Here is a 17,221-nt window from a genome sequence, read left to right as displayed (position 1 = left end):
GTTCAGACGTCCTTCTCGGAGAAACACTTCCCCGGCGTTCCGCCCAGGGAATCCTGGTCCCATCTTTCCTCACCGATATCCGCCGCGCGCGGGCGGAGGTCCGGTCTGCATTCGGCCACCACGCGGCCACCCGACCCTTGTGACCCTATGGCCACCCGCCGAACGTTGATGAACGAATGGCGGTGTTCGGGGCAGGGCCCCAGCTGCGTCAGCGCCACGCTGTGCGCCGGCGTGCCGTAGCCCTTGTGCTCGGCGAAGCCGTAACCCGGGTGGTCGGCGTCCATGGCGACCATCAGCCGGTCCCGGCTCACCTTCGCCAGCACGCTGGCCGCGGCGATGCAGGCCGCCACCGCGTCGCCCCCGATCACCGGAAGCGACGGCACCGGCAGCCCGGGGACGCGGAATCCGTCGCTCAGCACGTAGCCGGGTCGCACCGCCAGGCCCGCGACGGCGCGGCGCATGCCCTCGATGTTCGCGACGTGCACGCCGCGCCGGTCCACCTCGGCCGGCGGGATGAACACCACGTGGTAGGCCAGCGCGTAGCGACGGATCAGCGGGAACAACCTCTCCCGCGCGGCCTCGGTCAGCTTTTTCGAATCATCAAGTGCTGCAAGGCTTTCCAGCCGCCCCGGGCCAAGCACACAGGCGGCCACCACCAGCGGGCCGGCGCAGGCGCCGCGACCGACTTCGTCCACGCCCGCGACCGGGCCCAACCCGCTGCGGTACAGGGCGGATTCCAGGGTGCGCAATCCCGACGATTTGCGGATCACCGTCCGCGGCGGCCACGTCGTGGCCATGGCTACTGATGCTGTTGCGGGTTCACTGAAGACACGCCGCCCCAGCGCCCCGGTGGCCACACGATGAACCTCGCCTTGCCGATCACGTTGGACACCGGCACGGTCCCCGACGTCGCGTCGCCCGTGCACAACACGCCCTTGAGCGCCTCGGCCGGAACGCTGGTGCAGTGGGCGCGGGAGTCCGCCGAGTGCGTCCGGTTGTCGCCCATCACCCACAGCCGCCCTTGCGGCACGGTGACCGGCCCGAACTCGCTGCCCAGGCACGGGTACACCGACGGGTCGGCCATCATGGTGGCCGGATCCAGGTAGGGCTCCTTGAGCGGCTTGCCGTCGACCGTCAACCCGGTGTCGGCGCGGCACTGCACCGTCTGCCCGCCGACCGCGATGACCCGCTTGACCAAGTCGTTCTCGTCGGGAGGCACGAAGCCGATGAAGGACAGCGCGTCCTGCGCCCAGCGCAGCACGGTGTTGTTGGACCGGATCGACTTGTAGCCGAGGTTCCACGACGGCGGCCCCTTGAAGACGATGACGTCGCCGGGGCGCGGCGGGTCGAAGCGATAGGTGACCTTGTCGACCATGATCCGGTCGCCGACGCAGCCGGCGCAGCCGTGCAACGTCGGCTCCATCGACTCCGACGGGATCAGGTAGGGCCGCGCCACGAAGGTCAGCATCACGTAATAGAGCGCCACCGCAATGACCGCCAGCAGGGCGAATTCCCGCAGGGCGGATCGCTTGGTGCGCTCCGGAGCATCCGGGTCGGGCGCGTCCGCGGGTTCGGGAATCGATTGGGCGGCGTTCGGCGCCTCGCCTTCGGGCGGGTCCGGGATGCGGGTGGAGACCTTCGGCTCTGACTGGGCGGACTGGGGCTCAGATGAGTCCGTGGGATCGGTCACGAGATCAGAGTAGCCAGCGCAGATTGTGGCGCTGTAAACCGACCGGGACTGCCGCCCGGCCGTCCCAGCTCAGCGCTTTTCCTTGATCTTGGCCTTCTTGCCGCGGAGCTCGCGCAGGTAGTACAGCTTGGCGCGGCGGACATCGCCACGGGTCACCACCTCGATGTGGTCGATGTTCGGCGAATGCACCGGGAAGGTCCGCTCGACGCCGACGCCATAGCTTTCCTTGCGCACGGTGAACGTCTCGCGGACTCCGCCACCCTGCCGGCGGATCACCACGCCCTTGAACACCTGGATGCGCTCCTTGGCGCCCTCGATGACCTTGACGTGCACGTTGATGGTGTCGCCCGGGCCGAAAACCGGGATGTCGTCGCGCAGCGACGCTTGGTCGACGAAGTCCAGGCGGTTCATCTTGAGAAGGCACTTCCTTGCGGTCGCGGCCTGCGGGGACAGCCCTCACCTGGGGTGTGAGGCGGTCGCCAAGCCGATGGTTTTGGGCAACTTGCGCGTATCTCGCAGCAGGCGGGAAGCGGCCCGGCCGGCCGGCAACCGCTGGAGACAACTGGTCAATTGTGCCAGACGGGGCGCTTGCCATGAAAATCACAGCTTCCGAGGCGGTTCACAGCGAGCCGAACACGCTGGTGAATGGTACATATGACTGGGGCCAGAACGCGCTACCGGACCATGCGTGACGGCCGGATCAGGTGGCGCGACGCGGCCCGCGCTTGTGCACTTCGGTGCGTCCGAGCCAGTCGGAGGAGAGGAATGCGCGTTCGGCCGCTGACTTTGTTCACCGCCACAGCGGCGGTGGCGTTGGTGGTGGCCGCCGGTTGCGAGGCGAAGGTACAGGCCAAGGTCTACAACTTCCCGGTGTACGTCACCCCCGACCGCGGCCTGCGTCAGCCGCCGCCACAGAGGGCGCAGCTGATGCTCGAGGCGGTCAAGCCAACGCAGCAGGAGCAGCAGCCGGCCAGCGCGGGGCCCGTCGGACTCCAGGCGCGGGTGCAGCAGGCGACGGACGAAGCCGCAGCCAGCGGCGCCGCTTTGTCGGTGGCGATCCTCGATCGCAAGACGCATCAGCTGGTCTCCACCGGCAACAGCCAGGTCATCGGCACCGCGTCGGTGGCCAAACTGTTCATCGCCGACGACCTGCTGCTCCACGAATCCGAGGGCAAGGCCGCGCTGAGCGCCGACGACCGCCAGGCGTTGGACATCATGTTGCAGTCCTCCGACGACGGCGCAGCCGAGCGGTTCTGGGCCCAGGGCGGCCAGAATGCGATCATCACCGCGGTCGCGGCCCGCTACGGCCTGGCGTCGACCACGCCGCCCGGCGACGGACGCTGGTGGAACACCATGAGCACCACGACCGACCTTGTCCGCTACTACGAGATGCTGCTGGACGGGTCCGGCGGGCTGCCGCCGGACAAGGCGAAGCTCATCGTCGACGACCTGGCCCAGTCCACCCCGAACGGGCTCGACGGCTATCCGCAGCGCTTCGGCATCCCGGAGGGGTTGTACGCCGAACCGGTGGCGGTCAAGCAGGGCTGGATGTGCTGCATCGGCAGCGACTGGATGCACCTGTCGACCGGCGTGATCGGCGCGGACCGTCGTTACATCATGGTGGTGCAGTCCCTGCAGCCCGCCGACGACGCCACCGCCCGCGAGACCATCACCCGGGCGGTCAAGACGATATTTCCCGAAGGCCGGATCGACCCGCTGCGGCGCGGCCTCTAATCGGAGGGGTCCAGCAGCTCGGGGCGCCGTTCCCGCGTGCGTTGCAGCGAAACCTCCCGCCGCCAGGCCTCGACCCGCGCGTGGTCGCCGGATAGCAAGACCTCGGGAACGTCGAGCCCGCGCCAGCTCGGCGGGCGGGTGTAGCTGGGGCCCTCGAGCAGCCGGTCCAGGGCCGGCGAATGCGAATCCTGCAGGTGCGAGACGGGGTTACCGAGCACTCCGTCGAGCAGGCGCACCACGGATTCGATCATCACCACGGCCGCCGACTCCCCACCCGGCAGGACGTAGTCGCCGATCGAGACCTCCTCGACCCGCATCCGTCGGCCGGCATCCTCGACGACCCGCTGGTCGATACCCTCGTAGCGACCGCACGCGAACACCAGGTGCTCCTCGGCGCTCCACCGCTGGGCGTCGGCCTGCGTGAACAACGAGCCGGCTGGTGTCGGAACGACCAAAACGGTTCGCTCGGAACAGATTTCGTCCAGAGCTTCGCCCCACACCGGCGCCTTCATCACCATCCCGGGACCGCCGCCGTAGGGCGCGTCGTCGACCGAACGGTGCACGTCGTGCGTCCACCTCCGCAGGTCGTGAACCCGCAGGTCGACCAGGCCCGAACCAATCGCCTTGCCCGGCAACGATTGCCGCAGCGGGTCGAGGAAGGCGGGAAAGATGGTGACGACGTCGATTCTCATGCCAGATCCAGTAGGCCCTCGGGTGGATCGATCTCCACGGCACCGTCGTCGAGTGACACCGACGTGACGATCGCGCCGACGAACGGCACCAACACTTCCCCGCCGTCGCCCCGGCGCACCGCCAACAGCTCGCCGCCGGCGGTGTGCAGCACCTCGGCGACGACACCGACGTCCTGTCCGGTCACGGTCCGGACGTGCAGGCCCTCGAGCTGGTGGTCGTAGTAGGTGTCCGGCTCGTCGATGGGCGGCAGGTCATCGGAGTCGACGACGAACAGGGTTCCCCGCAGCGCGTCGGCGGAGTCCCGGTCGGTCACCCCGGCCAAACGCAACAGCAGCCGCCCACCGTGCTCACGCACACTCTCGACGACGAAGTCGCGTTCACCGCCGCCACCGCGGGATGACCTGCCGCGCAAGGTATTACCGGGCGCGAAGCGCGAGCCGGGGTCGTCGGTGCGGATCTCGACGACGACCTCGCCGCCGATGCCGTGCGCTTTCGCGACGCGCCCGACGGTCAACTCCAACGGAGTTCCATGAGCGGCTACTGGTCGGTGTCCACCACGTCGACGCGGATGCCGCGGCCACCGATACCGGCGACCAGCGTGCGCAGGGCGGTCGCGGTGCGGCCGCCACGACCGATCACCTTGCCCAGGTCGTCGGGATGGACGTGGACCTCGACAGTTCGCCCGCGGCGGCTGGTCACCATGTCCACCCGGACGTCGTCGGGGTTGTCGACGATCCCGCGAACCAGGTGCTCGACCGCGTCAACGACGACCGTGCTCATCGCCGCGTCAGCTTTCTGCGCTCGACTCGGCCTGCTCGCCGCCCTCGGCGGCCGTCTCGGCCGGCGCGGCTTCAGCAGGAGCCTCCGGCGCGGCGGCCTCGGGCGCGGCGGCCTCCGGCTCGGCGGCCTTCGCCGCCTTCTTCGCCGGCGCCTTCTTCTTCGGCTTCGCGGCCTCGGTGGTCGGGCCGCCCTCGGCCTCGGCCAGCGCTGCGTTGAACAGCTCGAGCTTGCTCGGCTTGGGCGGGGCCACCTTCAACCGGCCCTCGGCGCCCGGCAGACCCTTGAACTTCTGCCAGTCGCCGGTGATCTTCAACAGCTTGAGGACGGGCTCGGTGGGCTGAGCGCCCACGGACAGCCAGTACTGGGCGCGCTCGGAGTTGATCTCGATGAGGCTCGGGTCTTCCTTCGGGTGGTAGCGACCGATGACCTCGATGGAGCGACCGTCGCGCCGCGTCCGTGCATCGGCGACGGCGATGCGGTACTGGGGATTGCGGATCTTGCCAAGCCGGGTGAGCTTGATCTTCACAGCCATGGTTAAGCGAGTTCTCCTGTGTTTGTCACGCTGCAATTCAGCAACCGGGGCGGGATGCCCGGGTCCGGTTTTGCCTCGAGTGTGATGACCGGAACGCGATCGTGATCGCGCCGCGGACAGCCGCCCATTGTGCCAGACAGCCGTGCCCAAGCAGAAATTTGCGCTCAGTCGTCGATGTGCGTGGGTGGGTTACTGAATTCGAAACCCCATGGATGCAGGTCAGGACCCATCATGTCGCAGCGTGTGGCGCCGCGGGAACCCGACCCACCATAGGCGGAGTAGAACACCACGCAGCGTTGCCAGTTGCCGTCCGGATCAACCGGTCCGTCACACCTACTGACGGACAACCCGCCATACAGGCAGCCGGCGCCGGCGGGCGGCGCCAAGACGATCGAAGCTCCGCCCAGCAGTCCCGCCGCCAGCCCTACTAAAAAGGATCGTTTCATGATCGTGTGCCCAGTTCAGCCGTCGATGCTGCGCCTCATGGTGCCTCCCGTAGCGAAATGGCTGAGCCGGCTCAATCTTGCCGCGTCTACATGACCTTCTGGAACACCTTGGACTCGGCCCGCCGGGTCATCCGCCAGCCTTCGGGCGTGCGGACGAACTCGTCGTCGTACCAGAGCCCGCAGAACAGCACCTGATCCTTGTCACCCCCGAGCACCATCGGGTTGAAACAGATCACCCGCGACGAAGCCTTGTCGCCGTCGATTTGCACCGAGAAGTTGCCCAGCATGTGCGCGTACACCGGGAAGTTCGGCAGCACCTCCGACAGCCACTTCTTGACCTCGGGATAGCGGCCCTCGATGCCGCCGAGGGCGGTGTAGTCGATGTACGCGTCTTCGGTGAAGACCCTGTCCAGGTCGTCGAAGCGACGGTTGTCGATCGCGGTGGAGTAGTCCACCAGCAGCTGCTGGATCTCTAAGCGGTCGGAAATCTCGGCCAGGCTCAACATGCATCGGACAGTAGACGAAAATCGTCGCCGAAAAGGCCAGGAAGTTAGACTTTCGGCCCATGCGCAAGGTCATGGCCGCAGCAGCGGCCCTGCTGACGGTCGGGGCGTGCAATGCCACCGTCCCCACGTCCTGGGCAGACAGCATGCAGCCGGTCGGCTCGATGCCGATACCGGACGGCCCGGCCCAGACCTGGATCGTCGCCGACCTGGACAGCGGTCAGGTGCTTGCCGGCCGCGACCAGAATGTGGCCCACCCGCCGGCGAGCACCATCAAGGTGCTGTTGGCGTTGGTGACCTTGGACCAGGTGAGCCTGGATTCCACCGTGGTCGCCGATACCGCCGACACCCAGGTGGAGTGCAACTGCGTCGGCGTCAAACCGGGCCACCTCTACACCGCGCGCCAGCTCCTGGACGGCCTGCTGCTCGTCTCGGGCAACGACGCGGCCAACACGCTGGCGCACATGCTGGGCGGACCCGACGCCACGGTCGCCAAGATGAACGCCAAGGCGGCCTCCCTCGGCGCAACCAGCACCCACGCCGCGACGCCGTCCGGCCTCGACGGGCCAGGCGGATCCGGGTCCTCGACGGCGCACGACCTGGCCGTCATCTTCCGCGCCGCGATGGCCAATCCGGTGTTCGCACAGATCACCGCCGAGCCGTCCGCGATGTTCCCCGGCGATCACGGGGATCAGCCGATCGTCAACCAGGACGAGCTGTTGCAGCGCTACCCCGGCGCGATCGGCGGCAAGACCGGGTTCACCGACGCCGCGCGCAAGACCTTCGTCGGCGCGGCGGCGCGCGGTGGCCGGCGGCTGGTCATAGCCATGATGTACGGCCTGGTGAAAGCCGGCGGCCCGAGCTACTGGGACCAGGCCGCGACGCTGTTCGACTGGGGATTCGCGCTCAACCCGGAGTCCGGCATCGGCTCGCTATAGGTCCGCGCCCGGCGCCGCCGCGGACAGCAGCGTCATCAGCATCGGGATCCGTTGCTCGGCGATCTGCGGCTGCGGCAGCACCCCCTCCACCACGGCGGCCCCGTCGAACACGTTGGTCAGCACCGCCACCAGAACCGGGAACGTCTCCTCGGGAAAGCTCTCGGCGCCGGGCAGGGTGCGGGCCGCCTCCAGAATCTTCGTGGAGTATTGCCGCAGCTCGTTTTGCAAAGTGTCCCTGAGCTTTTCGTCGGTCCGCGCGGCGACCAGCAGCTCGTAGAGCACCGCGTTGCTGGGGGCGGCCGTGACGTCGCGCAGGATCGTCAGCGCGGCTTCGAGCGCCGGCCGATCGGGCGGTATCTCGGCGACCCGTTTGGTGAACGTCTCGAGCTGACGGCGCAACATCTCGGACGCGGTGGCCGCCATCAAATCGCCCATCGTCTCGAAGTGCCGGAACAGGGCACCCACGGACACCCCCGCCCGCTTGGTGATCACGGCGGCCGACGCCCGGGCGTACCCGACCTCGATGATGGTGTCGATGCAGGCGTCGAGAAGCCGGCCCACCGTCTCCTCACGACGCTGCTGTTGGGTTCTGGCCACGTCAGGCCCCGATTTTCGCGGGGCTCTGGCCCCGGTGACGCTGGCCCGCACGCAAGTAGCGGCCCGACTTCACGGTCTGGCCGTAGCCCTCGCGGAACCGGCCCGCGCGGAAGACCACGGCACCGCCCACGCCCGTCGCGACGACGGCGTCGTCGTTGCGGTTGACCATCCGCCGCAAGCCGCCGTAGAAGGGCACCTCCTCCTCGTAGTAGCCCTCGACCGCCTCGTTCAGGCCGGCCGGGTCGATCACCACGAAGTCCGCACGGTCGCCCTCGCGCAGCGTGCCGGCGTCGATGCCGAACCACTCCCCCAGTTCGCCGGTCAGGCGATGCACCGCGTGTTCGGTCGACATGAACGGCGCGCCGGCCCGGTGGGCGTCCCGGGCGCGTTTGAGCAGCTTCAGCGGGAAGTTGTAGAAGGCCATGTTGCGCAGGTGCGCGCCGGCGTCCGAGAAGCCCATGTGGACGCTGCCCTCCTTGGCGAGCGCGTCGAGCAGCTTGGGGCGATGGTTGGCGACGATCGTGGTCCAGCGGACATTGCGTTCGCCGTTCTCGACCAGCACGTCGAGGAATGCGTCGAGCGGGTGCAGCTTGCGCTCGTCGGCGATGGCGCCAAAGCTCTTGCCTATCAACGATTTGTCGGGGCACTCGACGATGACCGCGTCGTGGAAGTCGCGGTGCCACAGCGATGGGCCGAGTTTGATGCGGTCGAATTCGCGCCGGAACTGGCGCCGATATTCCTTGTCCGCCAGTAAATCGTTGCGCTGCAACTGGTCCCGCAGGTGCAGCGCGGCCGTCCCGGCGCCGAACTCTTCGAAGACCGGCAGGTCGATCCCGTCGGAGTACAGCTCGAAGGGCACCGGCAGATGCTGGAAACGGACGCTGGCGCCAAGGATCTTGTTGAGCAGGCGCGTCCCCGGGCCGAAGACGTATACCGACAGCGGCATCGACTTGGCGTCGGCGGATACCAACATGCTCATGCGAACGCCCTTGCCCCGATTGAAGATCCGGCTGCTGGCGAGGAAGAAGAGCATCCCGGTGGCCGGCTTGGCCACGTTGGGGGCGCTCTGCAGGATGCGGCCGCGCTTGCGCAGTACCTTGATCAGCCTGCGCCGCTCGCGCCAGGTCGCGAAGGTGGACGGCAGCGCCCGCGACCGGAAGCGTTCACCGTCGAGCTTGTCGATGGCCGCGTCCATGCCCGACATGCCGAGCACCCCGGCGTCGAGCGCCTCGTCGAGCAGGCTTGCCATCCGCTCGACTTCGGCGTCGGTGGGCCGCACGGCGGCGTCGGTGGCCCGGCCGAGGCCCATCACCGCGGCCCGCAGGTCCGAATGGCCAAGCAGCGAGCCGATATTCGGGCCGAGCGGCAGGTCGTCGATCGCCTTGATGTATTCCGCCGCCGAGGACCAGGTCTTGTTCTCCAAAGCGCCGTAGACGTATTCGCGGGGCACGGCCTCCACGCGGCTGAACAGGTCGGCGGCGTCCTCGGAGTCGGCGTACACGGTGGACAGCGAGCAGTTCCCGAGCAACACGGTGGTGACGCCGTGGCGCACGGACTCCCGCAGGCCAGGGTCCAGCAACACCTCGGCGTCGTAGTGGGTGTGCACGTCGATGAAGCCGGGCACCACCCACTTGCCCGCCGCGTCGATCACCTCGGGGCAACCCGTCTCGTCAATCGGGCCGTCCGACACCGTGGCCACCACGCCGTCGCGGATGCCCAGCGTGCGGGTCTGCGGTGCACCGCCGGTGCCGTCGAACCACAGCCCGTCGCGAATGATCACGTCGTACGCCACTTTTGCCTCCAGTCGTCGTGTGAAACAGACCGTAACATAGATAGCAAGTACTCGCAATCTTTTCTGCGCTTCGGCGTGGCGCGCCCCTGACCAGGGCCGACGCGAACTCGGCAACGGGCATCCGGCCCGCGGTAGGCCACGCGGACACAGTCCTCGCGGCCGCGCGGGGGTTACGCCGAAGGGGGGAAAACCTTGCCGCGCAGGATCACCAAGTCGGGCCGGCGCAGCACGTCAGCGCCCGATCGCGGGTCGTCGGAATAGCACAGCAGGTCCGCGGACGCGCCGTGATCGAGGCCGGGGCGTCCCAGCCACCGGCGGGCTTCCCAGCACGCCGAGCCCAGGGCCTGGGTCGGGCTCATCCCGATGCCCTTGAGCGCCTCGACCTCGTCGGCGATGCGCCCGGGCGCGACCATGGTGCCCGCGTCACTGCCTGCGTAGATCGGCACGCCGGCGTCGCGGGCCGCGGCGAGCCGCCCCGGGCCGCGGGCATGCAGGTCGCGCATGTGGGCGGCGTAGGTCGGGTACTTCGCGGCGGCGGCGTTCGCGATGCCGGGAAAATTCTCGACGATGTTGACCAGCGTGGGAACCAGGACGGTGCCGCGCTCGACCATCAGCTCGATGGTGTCGTCGGTCAGGCCGGTGCCGTGCTCGATGCAGTCGATGCCGGCGTTGATCAGGCCGGGCAGCGCGTCCTCGCTGAAGACGTGCGCCGTGACACGGGCGCCGTGGGCGTGCGCCGTCTCGATCGCGGCCTTGAGCACGTCGTCGGACCACAGCGGGGCGAGGTCGCCGACGCTGCGATCGATCCAGTCGCCGACCAGCTTGATCCAGCCGTCCCCGCGGCGCGCCTCTTGCGCGACCGCCTCGGGCAGCTGCGACTCGTCTTCCAGTTCGCGCGAGAAGCCGGCCGCGTAGCGCTTGGGCCTGGCCAGATGTTTCCCGGCCCGGATGATGCGGGGCAGGTCGTCGTGGTCGTCGAGGCTGCGGGTGTCGGTGGGTGAGCCGCAGTCTCGCAACAGCAGCGCACCGACGTCGCGTTCGATTTCGGCTTGGGCGATCGCGTCGTCGAGCGGGATCTCGCCGTGCTCACCGAGGCCGACGTGGCAGTGCGCGTCGACCAGGCCGGGCAGGATCCAGCCGCCGTCGAAGACGGTGTCGGCGCCGGCGACCGGTTCGGCGCTGATCCGGCCGTCGACGATCCAGAGCTCGGTCGGCGTTTCGTCGGGCAGCCCGACACCTCGCACGTGCATGCGCACGGCGGGCTAGTTCCTACCGTGACGACCCGCTTCGCCCGGCTCCGCCGCGCTCGCGATCGTCACGACTTGCCCGGAAACTTGAGCTTGGACAGGTCGAAGTCGGCCAACCCGGGCGGCAACTCGTTGAGGCCCTCGGGCAGGTGCGACAGGTCGGGGAACCCGGCCGGCATGCCGGGCATCCCGGCGCCGAGCGGGTTGCGGACCTTGGGCGGAGTGGGACCGCGTCCGCCCTTCTTGCCCTTCTTGCCCTTCGCGCCCTTGGCCTTTCGGGTCGCGGACTTGCGGCCCATGCCGGGGATGCCCATGCCGCCGAGCATCGACGACATCATCTTGCGGGCCTCGAAGAAGCGGTCGACCAGCTGGTTGACGTCGGACACCGAGACGCCGGACCCGTTGGCGATGCGCAGCCGCCGCGAGGCGTTGATGATCTTCGGGTCGGCCCGCTCCTCGGGCGTCATGCCGCGGATGATGGCCTGCAGGCGGTCGAGTTGCTTGTCGTCGACCTGGGCCAGCGCGTCTTTCATCTGCCCGGCCCCGGGCAGCATGCCCAGCAGGTTGCCGATCGGGCCCATCTTGCGGATGGCGAGCATCTGCTCCAGGAAGTCCTCGAGTGTCAGCTCGCCGGTGCCGATCTTGGCGGCGGCGGCCTCGGCCTGCTCGGCGTCGAAGACCTGCTCGGCCTGTTCGATCAGGCTCAGCACGTCGCCCATGCCCAGGATGCGGCTGGCCATCCGGTCCGGGTGGAAGACGTCGAAGTCCTCCAGCTTTTCTCCGGTGGAGGCGAAAAGGATTGGGACGCCGGTCACCTCGCGGACCGACAACGCGGCGCCACCGCGGGCGTCGCCGTCGAGCTTGGTCAGCACGACGCCGGTGAAGCCGACGCCCTCGCGGAACGCCTCGGCGGTGGTGACGGCGTCCTGCCCGATCATCGCGTCGAGCACGAACAGGACCTCGTCGGGGTTGACGGCGTCGCGGATGGCCGCGGCCTGGGCCATCAGCTCCTCGTCGATGCCCAGGCGCCCGGCGGTGTCGACGATGACGACGTCGTGGTGCTTCGCGCGGGCTTCGGCGAGCCCGGCGGCGGCCACGGCGACCGGGTCGCCGGGACCCGATTCGGGGGACTCGCCCGGGTGGGGCGCGAACACCGGGACCCCGGCGCGCTCACCGACGACTTGCAGCTGGTTCACGGCGGCCGGCCGCTGCAGGTCGCAGGCCACCAGCAGCGGGGTGTGCCCCTGGCCGCGCAGCCAGGCGGCCAGCTTGCCGGCCAGCGAGGTCTTACCGGAACCCTGCAGACCGGCGAGCATCACCACGGTCGGCGGTGTCTTGGCGAAGGCCAGCTGGCGGGTCTCGCCGCCCAGGATGCCGATGAGCTCTTCGTTGACGATTTTGACGACCTGCTGCGCCGGGTTGAGCGCACCCGAGACCTCAGCGCCCCTGGCGCGGTCCTTGATCCGGGTGACGAACGCCCGCACCACGGGCAGCGACACGTCGGCTTCCAGCAGCGCCAGCCGGATCTCGCGGGTGGTGGCCTCGATGTCGGCATCGGTCAGTCGACCCTTGCCGCGTAGTCCCTGAAGTGCACCGGTCAACCGGTCGGACAGCGATTCAAACACCCCGCCAGCCTAGTGGTTGTACGGGTTGGCGGCCCCGCCGCCGCCCATCGACCGCGACACATAACCGGCTGTGACGACACGCCGAGGCCGGTCGCAATGGTTTATGTCTCGCGAACCGGCACCGGTGCAGGCGATCGCGCTATTGAATGGTCGGATGCTCGAGGTGATCGACAAAGGATCCTGCACCCGAGACCACCCGGTGCCGCTGCTCTTCGTGCACGGCGGCTGGCACGGCGCATGGTGCTGGGAACATTTCCTGGACTTCTTCGCCGACGCGGGCTATCGCGCGGTTGCGGTGAGCCTGCGCGGGCACGGGGGCAGCCCGACCGCGAAGCCGCTGCACAAGGTTTCCATCGCCGACTACATCGAGGACGTCCGTTCGGTGGCCGACGAATTGGGCGGTTGGCCGGTGCTCATCGGCCATTCGCTGGGCGGCTTCGTCATCCAGCGCTACCTCGAAGAGCACAACGCGCCGGCGGCGGTGCTGGTGGGCTCGGTGCCGCCGAAGGGCGTGCTCACCTTGGCGTTGCGGGTCTGGCGTCGCCGGCCGTCGATGACCATGGAAGCGTGGAGCGACCCCACGCTACTGAAATTCCTGGCGACCCCGGCGCTGGCCCGCGAGTACCTGTTCTGCGCCGACACGCCCGAGGACATCGTCGAATCCTGCAGGCAACGCGCCGGGGCCGAGAGCGTCCGCGCGGCCATGACCGACCCGGTGCTCCGCCGCGTCCGAACCCGGCGGGTGACCACCCCGATCCTGGTCCTGGGCGCCGAGCACGACGGGTTCGTGAGCATCGGCGAAGTACGCGCCACCGCGCGCGCCTACCGGACCGAGCCGCATTTCTTCTCGATGGGGCACAACATGATGCTCGAGCCCGGCTGGGCTGACGTCGCCGAACGCATCCATGCATGGTTGTCGGCGCGCGACCTGGCGAGCCGGGCGCGGTAGCCGCGCTCGAGTCGTTACTGCGCCGAAAAGCGTTGGCGTGCTAGATTTCACAGCCATCGCCTAATCTGGCTGGCCACATCGAAAACTACAACCACCCGGGGGGAAATGTCCGTGCAACCGGTCGCTCGCACGGAGACTTCCGTCGACGACAGCGGCGGCCGGGCGCTGCGCGGATGGCAGCGCAGGGCGCTGGTCAAATACCTGACCGGCCAGCCGCGCGATTTCCTGGCCGTGGCGACCCCGGGATCCGGGAAGACGACGTTCGCGTTGCGGGTGGCGGCCGAATTGCTGGGCCAGCGCGCCGTCGAGCAGATCACCGTCGTGGTGCCCACCGAGCACCTGAAGGTGCAGTGGGCGCAGGCCGCGGCGCGGCACGGCATCGCCCTGGACCCCAAGTTCTCCAACTCCAACGCCCAGATGTCGGGCGAATACCACGGCGTGATGGTCACCTACGCGCAGGTTGCCGCCCACCCCACGCTGCACCGGGTGCGCACCGAGCAGCGCAAGACGCTGGTCGTCTTCGACGAGATCCACCATGGCGGCGACGCCAAGACGTGGGGTGACGCCATCCGCGAGGCCTTCGGCGACGCGACCCGCCGGCTCGCCCTGACCGGCACGCCCTTTCGCAGCGACGACAGCCCCATCCCGTTCGTCGCCTACGAATCCGGCGCCGACGGAGTGCGGCGTTCGCGGGCCGACCACACCTACGGCTATGCCGAGGCGCTGGCCGACGGGGTGGTCCGGCCGGTGGTGTTCTTGGCCTACTCCGGGGAGGCGCGCTGGCGGGACAGCGCCGGCGAGGAGCACGCCGCCCGGCTGGGCGAGCCGCTGACCGCCGAACACACGGCCCGGGCCTGGCGCACGGCGCTCGACCCCGCCGGTGAATGGATGCCCGCGGTGATCGCGGCCGCCGACCAACGGCTGCGCCAGAAGCGCGAGCACGTGCCCGACGCCGGCGGCATGATCATCGCCTCCGACCGCACGGCGGCCCGCGCCTACGCCGCCCTGCTGACGAAGCTGACCTCGGAGGCGCCGACGGTGGTGCTGTCCGACGACCCCGGATCGTCGGCCCGTATCAGCGAATTCGCCGCCGGCACCAGCCGGTGGCTGGTCGCGGTGCGCATGGTCTCCGAGGGCGTCGACGTGCCGCGACTCTCGGTCGGGATCTACGCCACCAGCGCGTCGACGCCCCTGTTCTTCGCACAGGCCATCGGCCGGTTCGTGCGCTCGCGCCGCATCGGTGAGACCGCGAGCATCTTCCTGCCGTCGGTGCCCAACCTGCTGCAACTCGCCAGCGAGCTGGAGGCCCAGCGCAACCACGTGCTCGGCGAACCGCATCGCCCGGACGAGGACCCCCTCGACGGTGACCCGGCCATCAGAACGCAGACCGAGAAGACCGAGACCGACACCGGCTTCACCTCATTGGGCGCCGACGCGGAGCTGGACCAGGTGATCTTCGACGGGTCGTCGTTCGGCACCGCCGCCCCGGCCGGCAGCGACGAGGAGGCCGACTACCTCGGCATCCCTGGCCTGCTCGACGCCGAGCAGATGCGGGCGCTGCTGCACCGCCGCCAGGACGAGCAGCTGCAGCGACGGGCCGCGCAGGGCACGCCGGCCGCGGTGTCCGCGGGGCCCACGTTGCACGGCCAGCTGCGCGACCTGCGCCGCGAGCTGAACTCCCTCGTGTCGGCCACCCACCACCGAACGGGCAAGCCGCACGGCTGGATTCACAGCGAACTTCGCCGTCGTTGCGGGGGGCCGCCGATCGCCGCAGCGACCCGCGAGCAGATCCAGGCCCGCATCGAGGCCCTGCGGCGCCTCAACGCCGAGCACTCCTGACGCCTGAGTACGCCTTAGTCGCCGACCGGCTCTTGGAGCACTTCCACCGCGGGGCCGCCCAACACGGCGAGCAGATGCTCCTCGATCGCGGCTCGCGCGTCGCGCTCGGCGTCGGCGGGCACCGACACGCAGAAGACGTCCGCGGCCGTCGAACCGAACGTGTTGACCTTGGCCCAGACGATGTCGGCCCCCGCCTGTTCCAGCGCGCGGGTCAGCAACGCCAGCAGCCCCAGCCGGTCCATGGCGCGGACTTCGAAGATCAACTGGCCGGCGGTCGCCGCGTCGAGCCACAGGATGCGCGGCGGGGCGGTCGACCGGGTGACGGGCACCCCGGCCTGAATCTCGCCGGCCCGCGCGGTCGCGGCGCTGATCGCGTCGCTGTCACGCTTCTCCAGCGTGCTGAGGATGTCGAGGTCACCGGCCAGCGCTCCGTTGAATTGTTGACGCAGCAAGCCCGATTCGGGTGGCGAGCCGAACAGCGGGGACACGACGAACTCGACGATCGCGACGCCGTCGTGAACGTTGGCCAGGGCCGAATGGATTCGCAGCGAGTTCAATGCCAGCACCGCCGCGGCCTTGGAGACCAGCGCCCGCTGATTGGGCGCGATCATCACCGCGGTCAGGCGCTCGCGATCGTTGGGCTTGATCTCAACATGCACACCGCGGTCGGCCGCCAGCGAAAGGTAATGCGGCGCAATCGGTTCCGCCTCGGGAAGCCGCTCGCCCGCCATCACCAACCGGCAGCGGCGGACCAAGTCCTCGATCAGGGACGCCTTCCAGTCGCTCCATACCCCGGGCCCGGTGGCCTTGGAGTCGGCCTCCGCCAGCGCCTGCAGGAGTTCGAGCAGGTGCGGGTCCCCCTGTAGCGCGGCGGCCACCGCCTCGATGATCTGGGGGTCGTTGAGGTCGCTTCGGGTGGCCGTCACCGGCAGCAGGAGATGGTGGCGGACCATGCCCGCGAGCGTGGCGGTGTCCTCGGCGGAGAGGCCCAGCCGCTTGGCGATCGGGATCGCCAGTTCCGCGCCGAGCACGCAGTGGTCGGTGCCGCGCCCCTTGCCGATGTCGTGCAGCAGCGCGCCGAGCGCGAGCAGGTCCGAGCGCGCCACGCGGGTGGTGAGCGGCGCGGCGTTGACGGCGGTTTCGACGATGTGCCGGTCGACGGTCCACTTGTGCGAGACGTCGCGCGGCGGCAGATCGCGCACCGCGTCCCACTCCGGGAAGAGGCGGCCCCACAGCCCGGTGCGGTCCAGCGACTCGATCGTGTCGATCGCCGTGGGCCCGGCCAAAAGCACCACCAGCAGGTCGTCCAGCGCCTCCCGCGGCCATGGCAAGGGCAGGTCCGGAGCGCTGTCGGCCAGCCGTTTGAGCGTGCCTGCGCCGATGGGCAGGCCGGTGCCCGCCGACGCGGCCGCGACCCGCAGGACGAGCCCGGGGTCGGTTCCGGGTTGGGCATCGCGGGCGAGCACCACCTCGCCGTCGTATTCGACCACGCCCTCGTCCAGCGGTCGCCGCCTGGGGCGCCGCACCAGCGCCGTCAGCCCGCGGCGGGGCAACGCGTTCTGCGCGGTCCGCAGGCCGGTCTCGGCGTGGTAGGCGATGGTGCGGCTGGCGCTGGACAGCAAGCGCGACAACGCAAATCGATCCCCGACACCCAACGCGGCGCTCACTTCGTCGGCGAACTGGGCCAGGAGTTGGTCGCGTCCGCGCCCGGATACCAGGTGCAGTTCGGTGCGCACGTCGAGCATCGTCAGGTACGCCGCGTCCAGCGAGCCCCCCGGCGCGTCGGGATGGCCCATACCGCGGCGGTCGATGAGCTGGGCGACGCCCAGCGCGTCGAGAAGTTGGACATCGCGCAG

Annotated in this window: 18 protein-coding genes; 4 read left to right on the top strand and 14 right to left on the bottom strand. The window is 69.4% G+C overall.

Going from position 1 to position 17,221, the window contains the following annotated elements; genetic code table 11:
• Window positions 1–2 precede the first annotated feature (2 nt).
• The 3 genes from A9X05_RS25915 to rplS form a co-directional block, all read right to left on the bottom strand.
• Window positions 3–797 carry a ribonuclease HII gene (locus A9X05_RS25915; RefSeq protein ID WP_067748151.1) on the bottom strand — a complete coding sequence of 265 codons (795 nt, stop codon included), beginning with the start codon at window positions 795–797 and terminating at the stop codon, window positions 3–5.
• Between the two features lie 2 nt (window positions 798–799).
• Window positions 800–1,690, bottom strand: a complete 891-nt coding sequence (gene lepB, locus A9X05_RS25910) for a signal peptidase I (protein WP_067785007.1) — start codon at window positions 1,688–1,690, stop codon at window positions 800–802.
• 69 nt (window positions 1,691–1,759) lie between these two features.
• On the bottom strand, window positions 1,760–2,101 hold the full coding sequence (gene rplS / locus A9X05_RS25905; protein WP_055403251.1) for a 50S ribosomal protein L19: 342 nt from the start codon (window positions 2,099–2,101) through the stop codon (window positions 1,760–1,762).
• 354 nt (window positions 2,102–2,455) lie between these two features.
• Between rplS and A9X05_RS25900 the strand changes: the two genes are divergently transcribed.
• Window positions 2,456–3,424 (top strand): hypothetical protein, encoded by a 969-nt coding sequence (locus A9X05_RS25900; RefSeq protein ID WP_067748154.1) that lies wholly within the window; start codon window positions 2,456–2,458, stop codon window positions 3,422–3,424.
• Here the strand turns inward: A9X05_RS25900 and trmD are convergent.
• From trmD to A9X05_RS25875, 6 genes are all read right to left on the bottom strand, one after another.
• Window positions 3,421–4,116, bottom strand: a complete 696-nt coding sequence (gene trmD, locus A9X05_RS25895; protein WP_067748156.1) for a tRNA (guanosine(37)-N1)-methyltransferase TrmD — start codon at window positions 4,114–4,116, stop codon at window positions 3,421–3,423. The two genes, A9X05_RS25900 and trmD, sit on opposite strands and share 4 nt — an antisense overlap.
• Window positions 4,113–4,637 carry a ribosome maturation factor RimM gene (rimM, locus tag A9X05_RS25890; protein WP_067748158.1) on the bottom strand — a complete coding sequence of 175 codons (525 nt, stop codon included), beginning with the start codon at window positions 4,635–4,637 and terminating at the stop codon, window positions 4,113–4,115. The genes trmD and rimM overlap by 4 nt, the downstream gene beginning before the upstream one ends.
• 17 nt (window positions 4,638–4,654) lie before the next feature.
• Window positions 4,655–4,897 carry an RNA-binding protein gene (locus A9X05_RS25885; RefSeq protein ID WP_003878715.1) on the bottom strand — a complete coding sequence of 81 codons (243 nt, stop codon included), beginning with the start codon at window positions 4,895–4,897 and terminating at the stop codon, window positions 4,655–4,657.
• A 7-nt stretch (window positions 4,898–4,904) separates the two neighbouring features.
• Window positions 4,905–5,429, bottom strand: coding sequence for a 30S ribosomal protein S16 (rpsP, locus tag A9X05_RS25880; protein WP_067748160.1), 525 nt, complete (start codon window positions 5,427–5,429; stop codon window positions 4,905–4,907).
• Window positions 5,430–5,593: 164 nt separating this feature from the next.
• Window positions 5,594–5,875, bottom strand: coding sequence for a hypothetical protein (locus A9X05_RS30185; protein WP_082950486.1), 282 nt, complete (start codon window positions 5,873–5,875; stop codon window positions 5,594–5,596).
• Between the two features lie 86 nt (window positions 5,876–5,961).
• Window positions 5,962–6,381: a nuclear transport factor 2 family protein gene (locus A9X05_RS25875; protein WP_067748161.1), complete on the bottom strand. Its 420-nt coding sequence runs from the start codon at window positions 6,379–6,381 to the stop codon at window positions 5,962–5,964.
• 59 nt (window positions 6,382–6,440) lie between these two features.
• On the opposite strand from A9X05_RS25875, the gene A9X05_RS25870 reads away from it, so the two are divergent.
• Window positions 6,441–7,316 carry a D-alanyl-D-alanine carboxypeptidase family protein gene (locus A9X05_RS25870; protein WP_067748163.1) on the top strand — a complete coding sequence of 292 codons (876 nt, stop codon included), beginning with the start codon at window positions 6,441–6,443 and terminating at the stop codon, window positions 7,314–7,316.
• On the opposite strand, the gene A9X05_RS25865 is transcribed toward A9X05_RS25870, so the two are convergent.
• The 4 genes from A9X05_RS25865 to ffh form a co-directional block, all read right to left on the bottom strand.
• Entirely contained in the window at window positions 7,311–7,913 is a 603-nt protein-coding gene (locus A9X05_RS25865) for a TetR/AcrR family transcriptional regulator (protein WP_067785004.1), read from the bottom strand. The genes A9X05_RS25870 and A9X05_RS25865 overlap by 6 nt on opposite strands.
• Before the next feature lies 1 nt (window position 7,914).
• Window positions 7,915–9,717 (bottom strand): amidohydrolase family protein, encoded by a 1,803-nt coding sequence (locus A9X05_RS25860; RefSeq protein WP_067748208.1) that lies wholly within the window; start codon window positions 9,715–9,717, stop codon window positions 7,915–7,917.
• Window positions 9,718–9,875: 158 nt separating this feature from the next.
• Entirely contained in the window at window positions 9,876–10,955 is a 1,080-nt protein-coding gene (locus tag A9X05_RS25855) for an amidohydrolase family protein (RefSeq protein WP_156669883.1), read from the bottom strand.
• A 65-nt stretch (window positions 10,956–11,020) separates the two neighbouring features.
• Entirely contained in the window at window positions 11,021–12,577 is a 1,557-nt protein-coding gene (gene ffh, locus A9X05_RS25850; protein ID WP_067748170.1) for a signal recognition particle protein, read from the bottom strand.
• Window positions 12,578–12,731: 154 nt separating this feature from the next.
• Here ffh and A9X05_RS25845 point away from each other — a divergent pair, with 154 nt between their 5' ends.
• Window positions 12,732–13,526 (top strand): alpha/beta hydrolase, encoded by a 795-nt coding sequence (locus A9X05_RS25845; protein WP_067748180.1) that lies wholly within the window; start codon window positions 12,732–12,734, stop codon window positions 13,524–13,526.
• A 105-nt stretch (window positions 13,527–13,631) separates the two neighbouring features.
• The gene (locus A9X05_RS25840; RefSeq protein WP_067785001.1) at window positions 13,632–15,365 is read left to right on the top strand and encodes a DEAD/DEAH box helicase; all 1,734 of its coding nucleotides are present in this window, start codon (window positions 13,632–13,634) and stop codon (window positions 15,363–15,365) included.
• Between the two features lie 14 nt (window positions 15,366–15,379).
• Here A9X05_RS25840 and A9X05_RS25835 read toward each other — a convergent pair.
• Window positions 15,380–17,221: [protein-PII] uridylyltransferase (locus A9X05_RS25835; RefSeq protein ID WP_067784998.1), on the bottom strand; the 1,842-nt coding region annotated here is incomplete at its 5' end.

The sequence above is a fragment of the Mycobacterium sp. E3298 genome (assembly GCF_001666895.1).
In the GTDB taxonomy this organism is placed as follows: domain Bacteria; phylum Actinomycetota; class Actinomycetes; order Mycobacteriales; family Mycobacteriaceae; genus Mycobacterium.
The sequence above is the reverse complement of the archived record's forward strand: the minus strand, read 5'-3'. Positions and strand labels throughout refer to the sequence as shown.

What these genes read in the sequence shown, in the direction of transcription:
- A9X05_RS25855 (WP_156669883.1), bottom strand. Translation starts at nt 10,955, where the DNA reads ATGCACGTGCGAGGTGTCGGGCTGCCCGACGAAACGCCGACCGAGCTC.
- trmD (WP_067748156.1), bottom strand. Translation starts at nt 4,116, where the DNA reads ATGAGAATCGACGTCGTCACCATCTTTCCCGCCTTCCTCGACCCGCTG.
- A9X05_RS25840 (WP_067785001.1), top strand. Translation starts at nt 13,632, where the DNA reads ATGTCCGTGCAACCGGTCGCTCGCACGGAGACTTCCGTCGACGACAGC.
- A9X05_RS30185 (WP_082950486.1), bottom strand. Translation starts at nt 5,875, where the DNA reads ATGAAACGATCCTTTTTAGTAGGGCTGGCGGCGGGACTGCTGGGCGGA.
- rplS (WP_055403251.1), bottom strand. Translation starts at nt 2,101, where the DNA reads ATGAACCGCCTGGACTTCGTCGACCAAGCGTCGCTGCGCGACGACATC.
- A9X05_RS25870 (WP_067748163.1), top strand. Translation starts at nt 6,441, where the DNA reads ATGCGCAAGGTCATGGCCGCAGCAGCGGCCCTGCTGACGGTCGGGGCG.
- rpsP (WP_067748160.1), bottom strand. Translation starts at nt 5,429, where the DNA reads ATGGCTGTGAAGATCAAGCTCACCCGGCTTGGCAAGATCCGCAATCCC.
- A9X05_RS25875 (WP_067748161.1), bottom strand. Translation starts at nt 6,381, where the DNA reads ATGTTGAGCCTGGCCGAGATTTCCGACCGCTTAGAGATCCAGCAGCTG.
- A9X05_RS25845 (WP_067748180.1), top strand. Translation starts at nt 12,732, where the DNA reads ATGCTCGAGGTGATCGACAAAGGATCCTGCACCCGAGACCACCCGGTG.
- A9X05_RS25915 (WP_067748151.1), bottom strand. Translation starts at nt 797, where the DNA reads ATGGCCACGACGTGGCCGCCGCGGACGGTGATCCGCAAATCGTCGGGA.
- A9X05_RS25885 (WP_003878715.1), bottom strand. Translation starts at nt 4,897, where the DNA reads ATGAGCACGGTCGTCGTTGACGCGGTCGAGCACCTGGTTCGCGGGATC.
- A9X05_RS25900 (WP_067748154.1), top strand. Translation starts at nt 2,456, where the DNA reads ATGCGCGTTCGGCCGCTGACTTTGTTCACCGCCACAGCGGCGGTGGCG.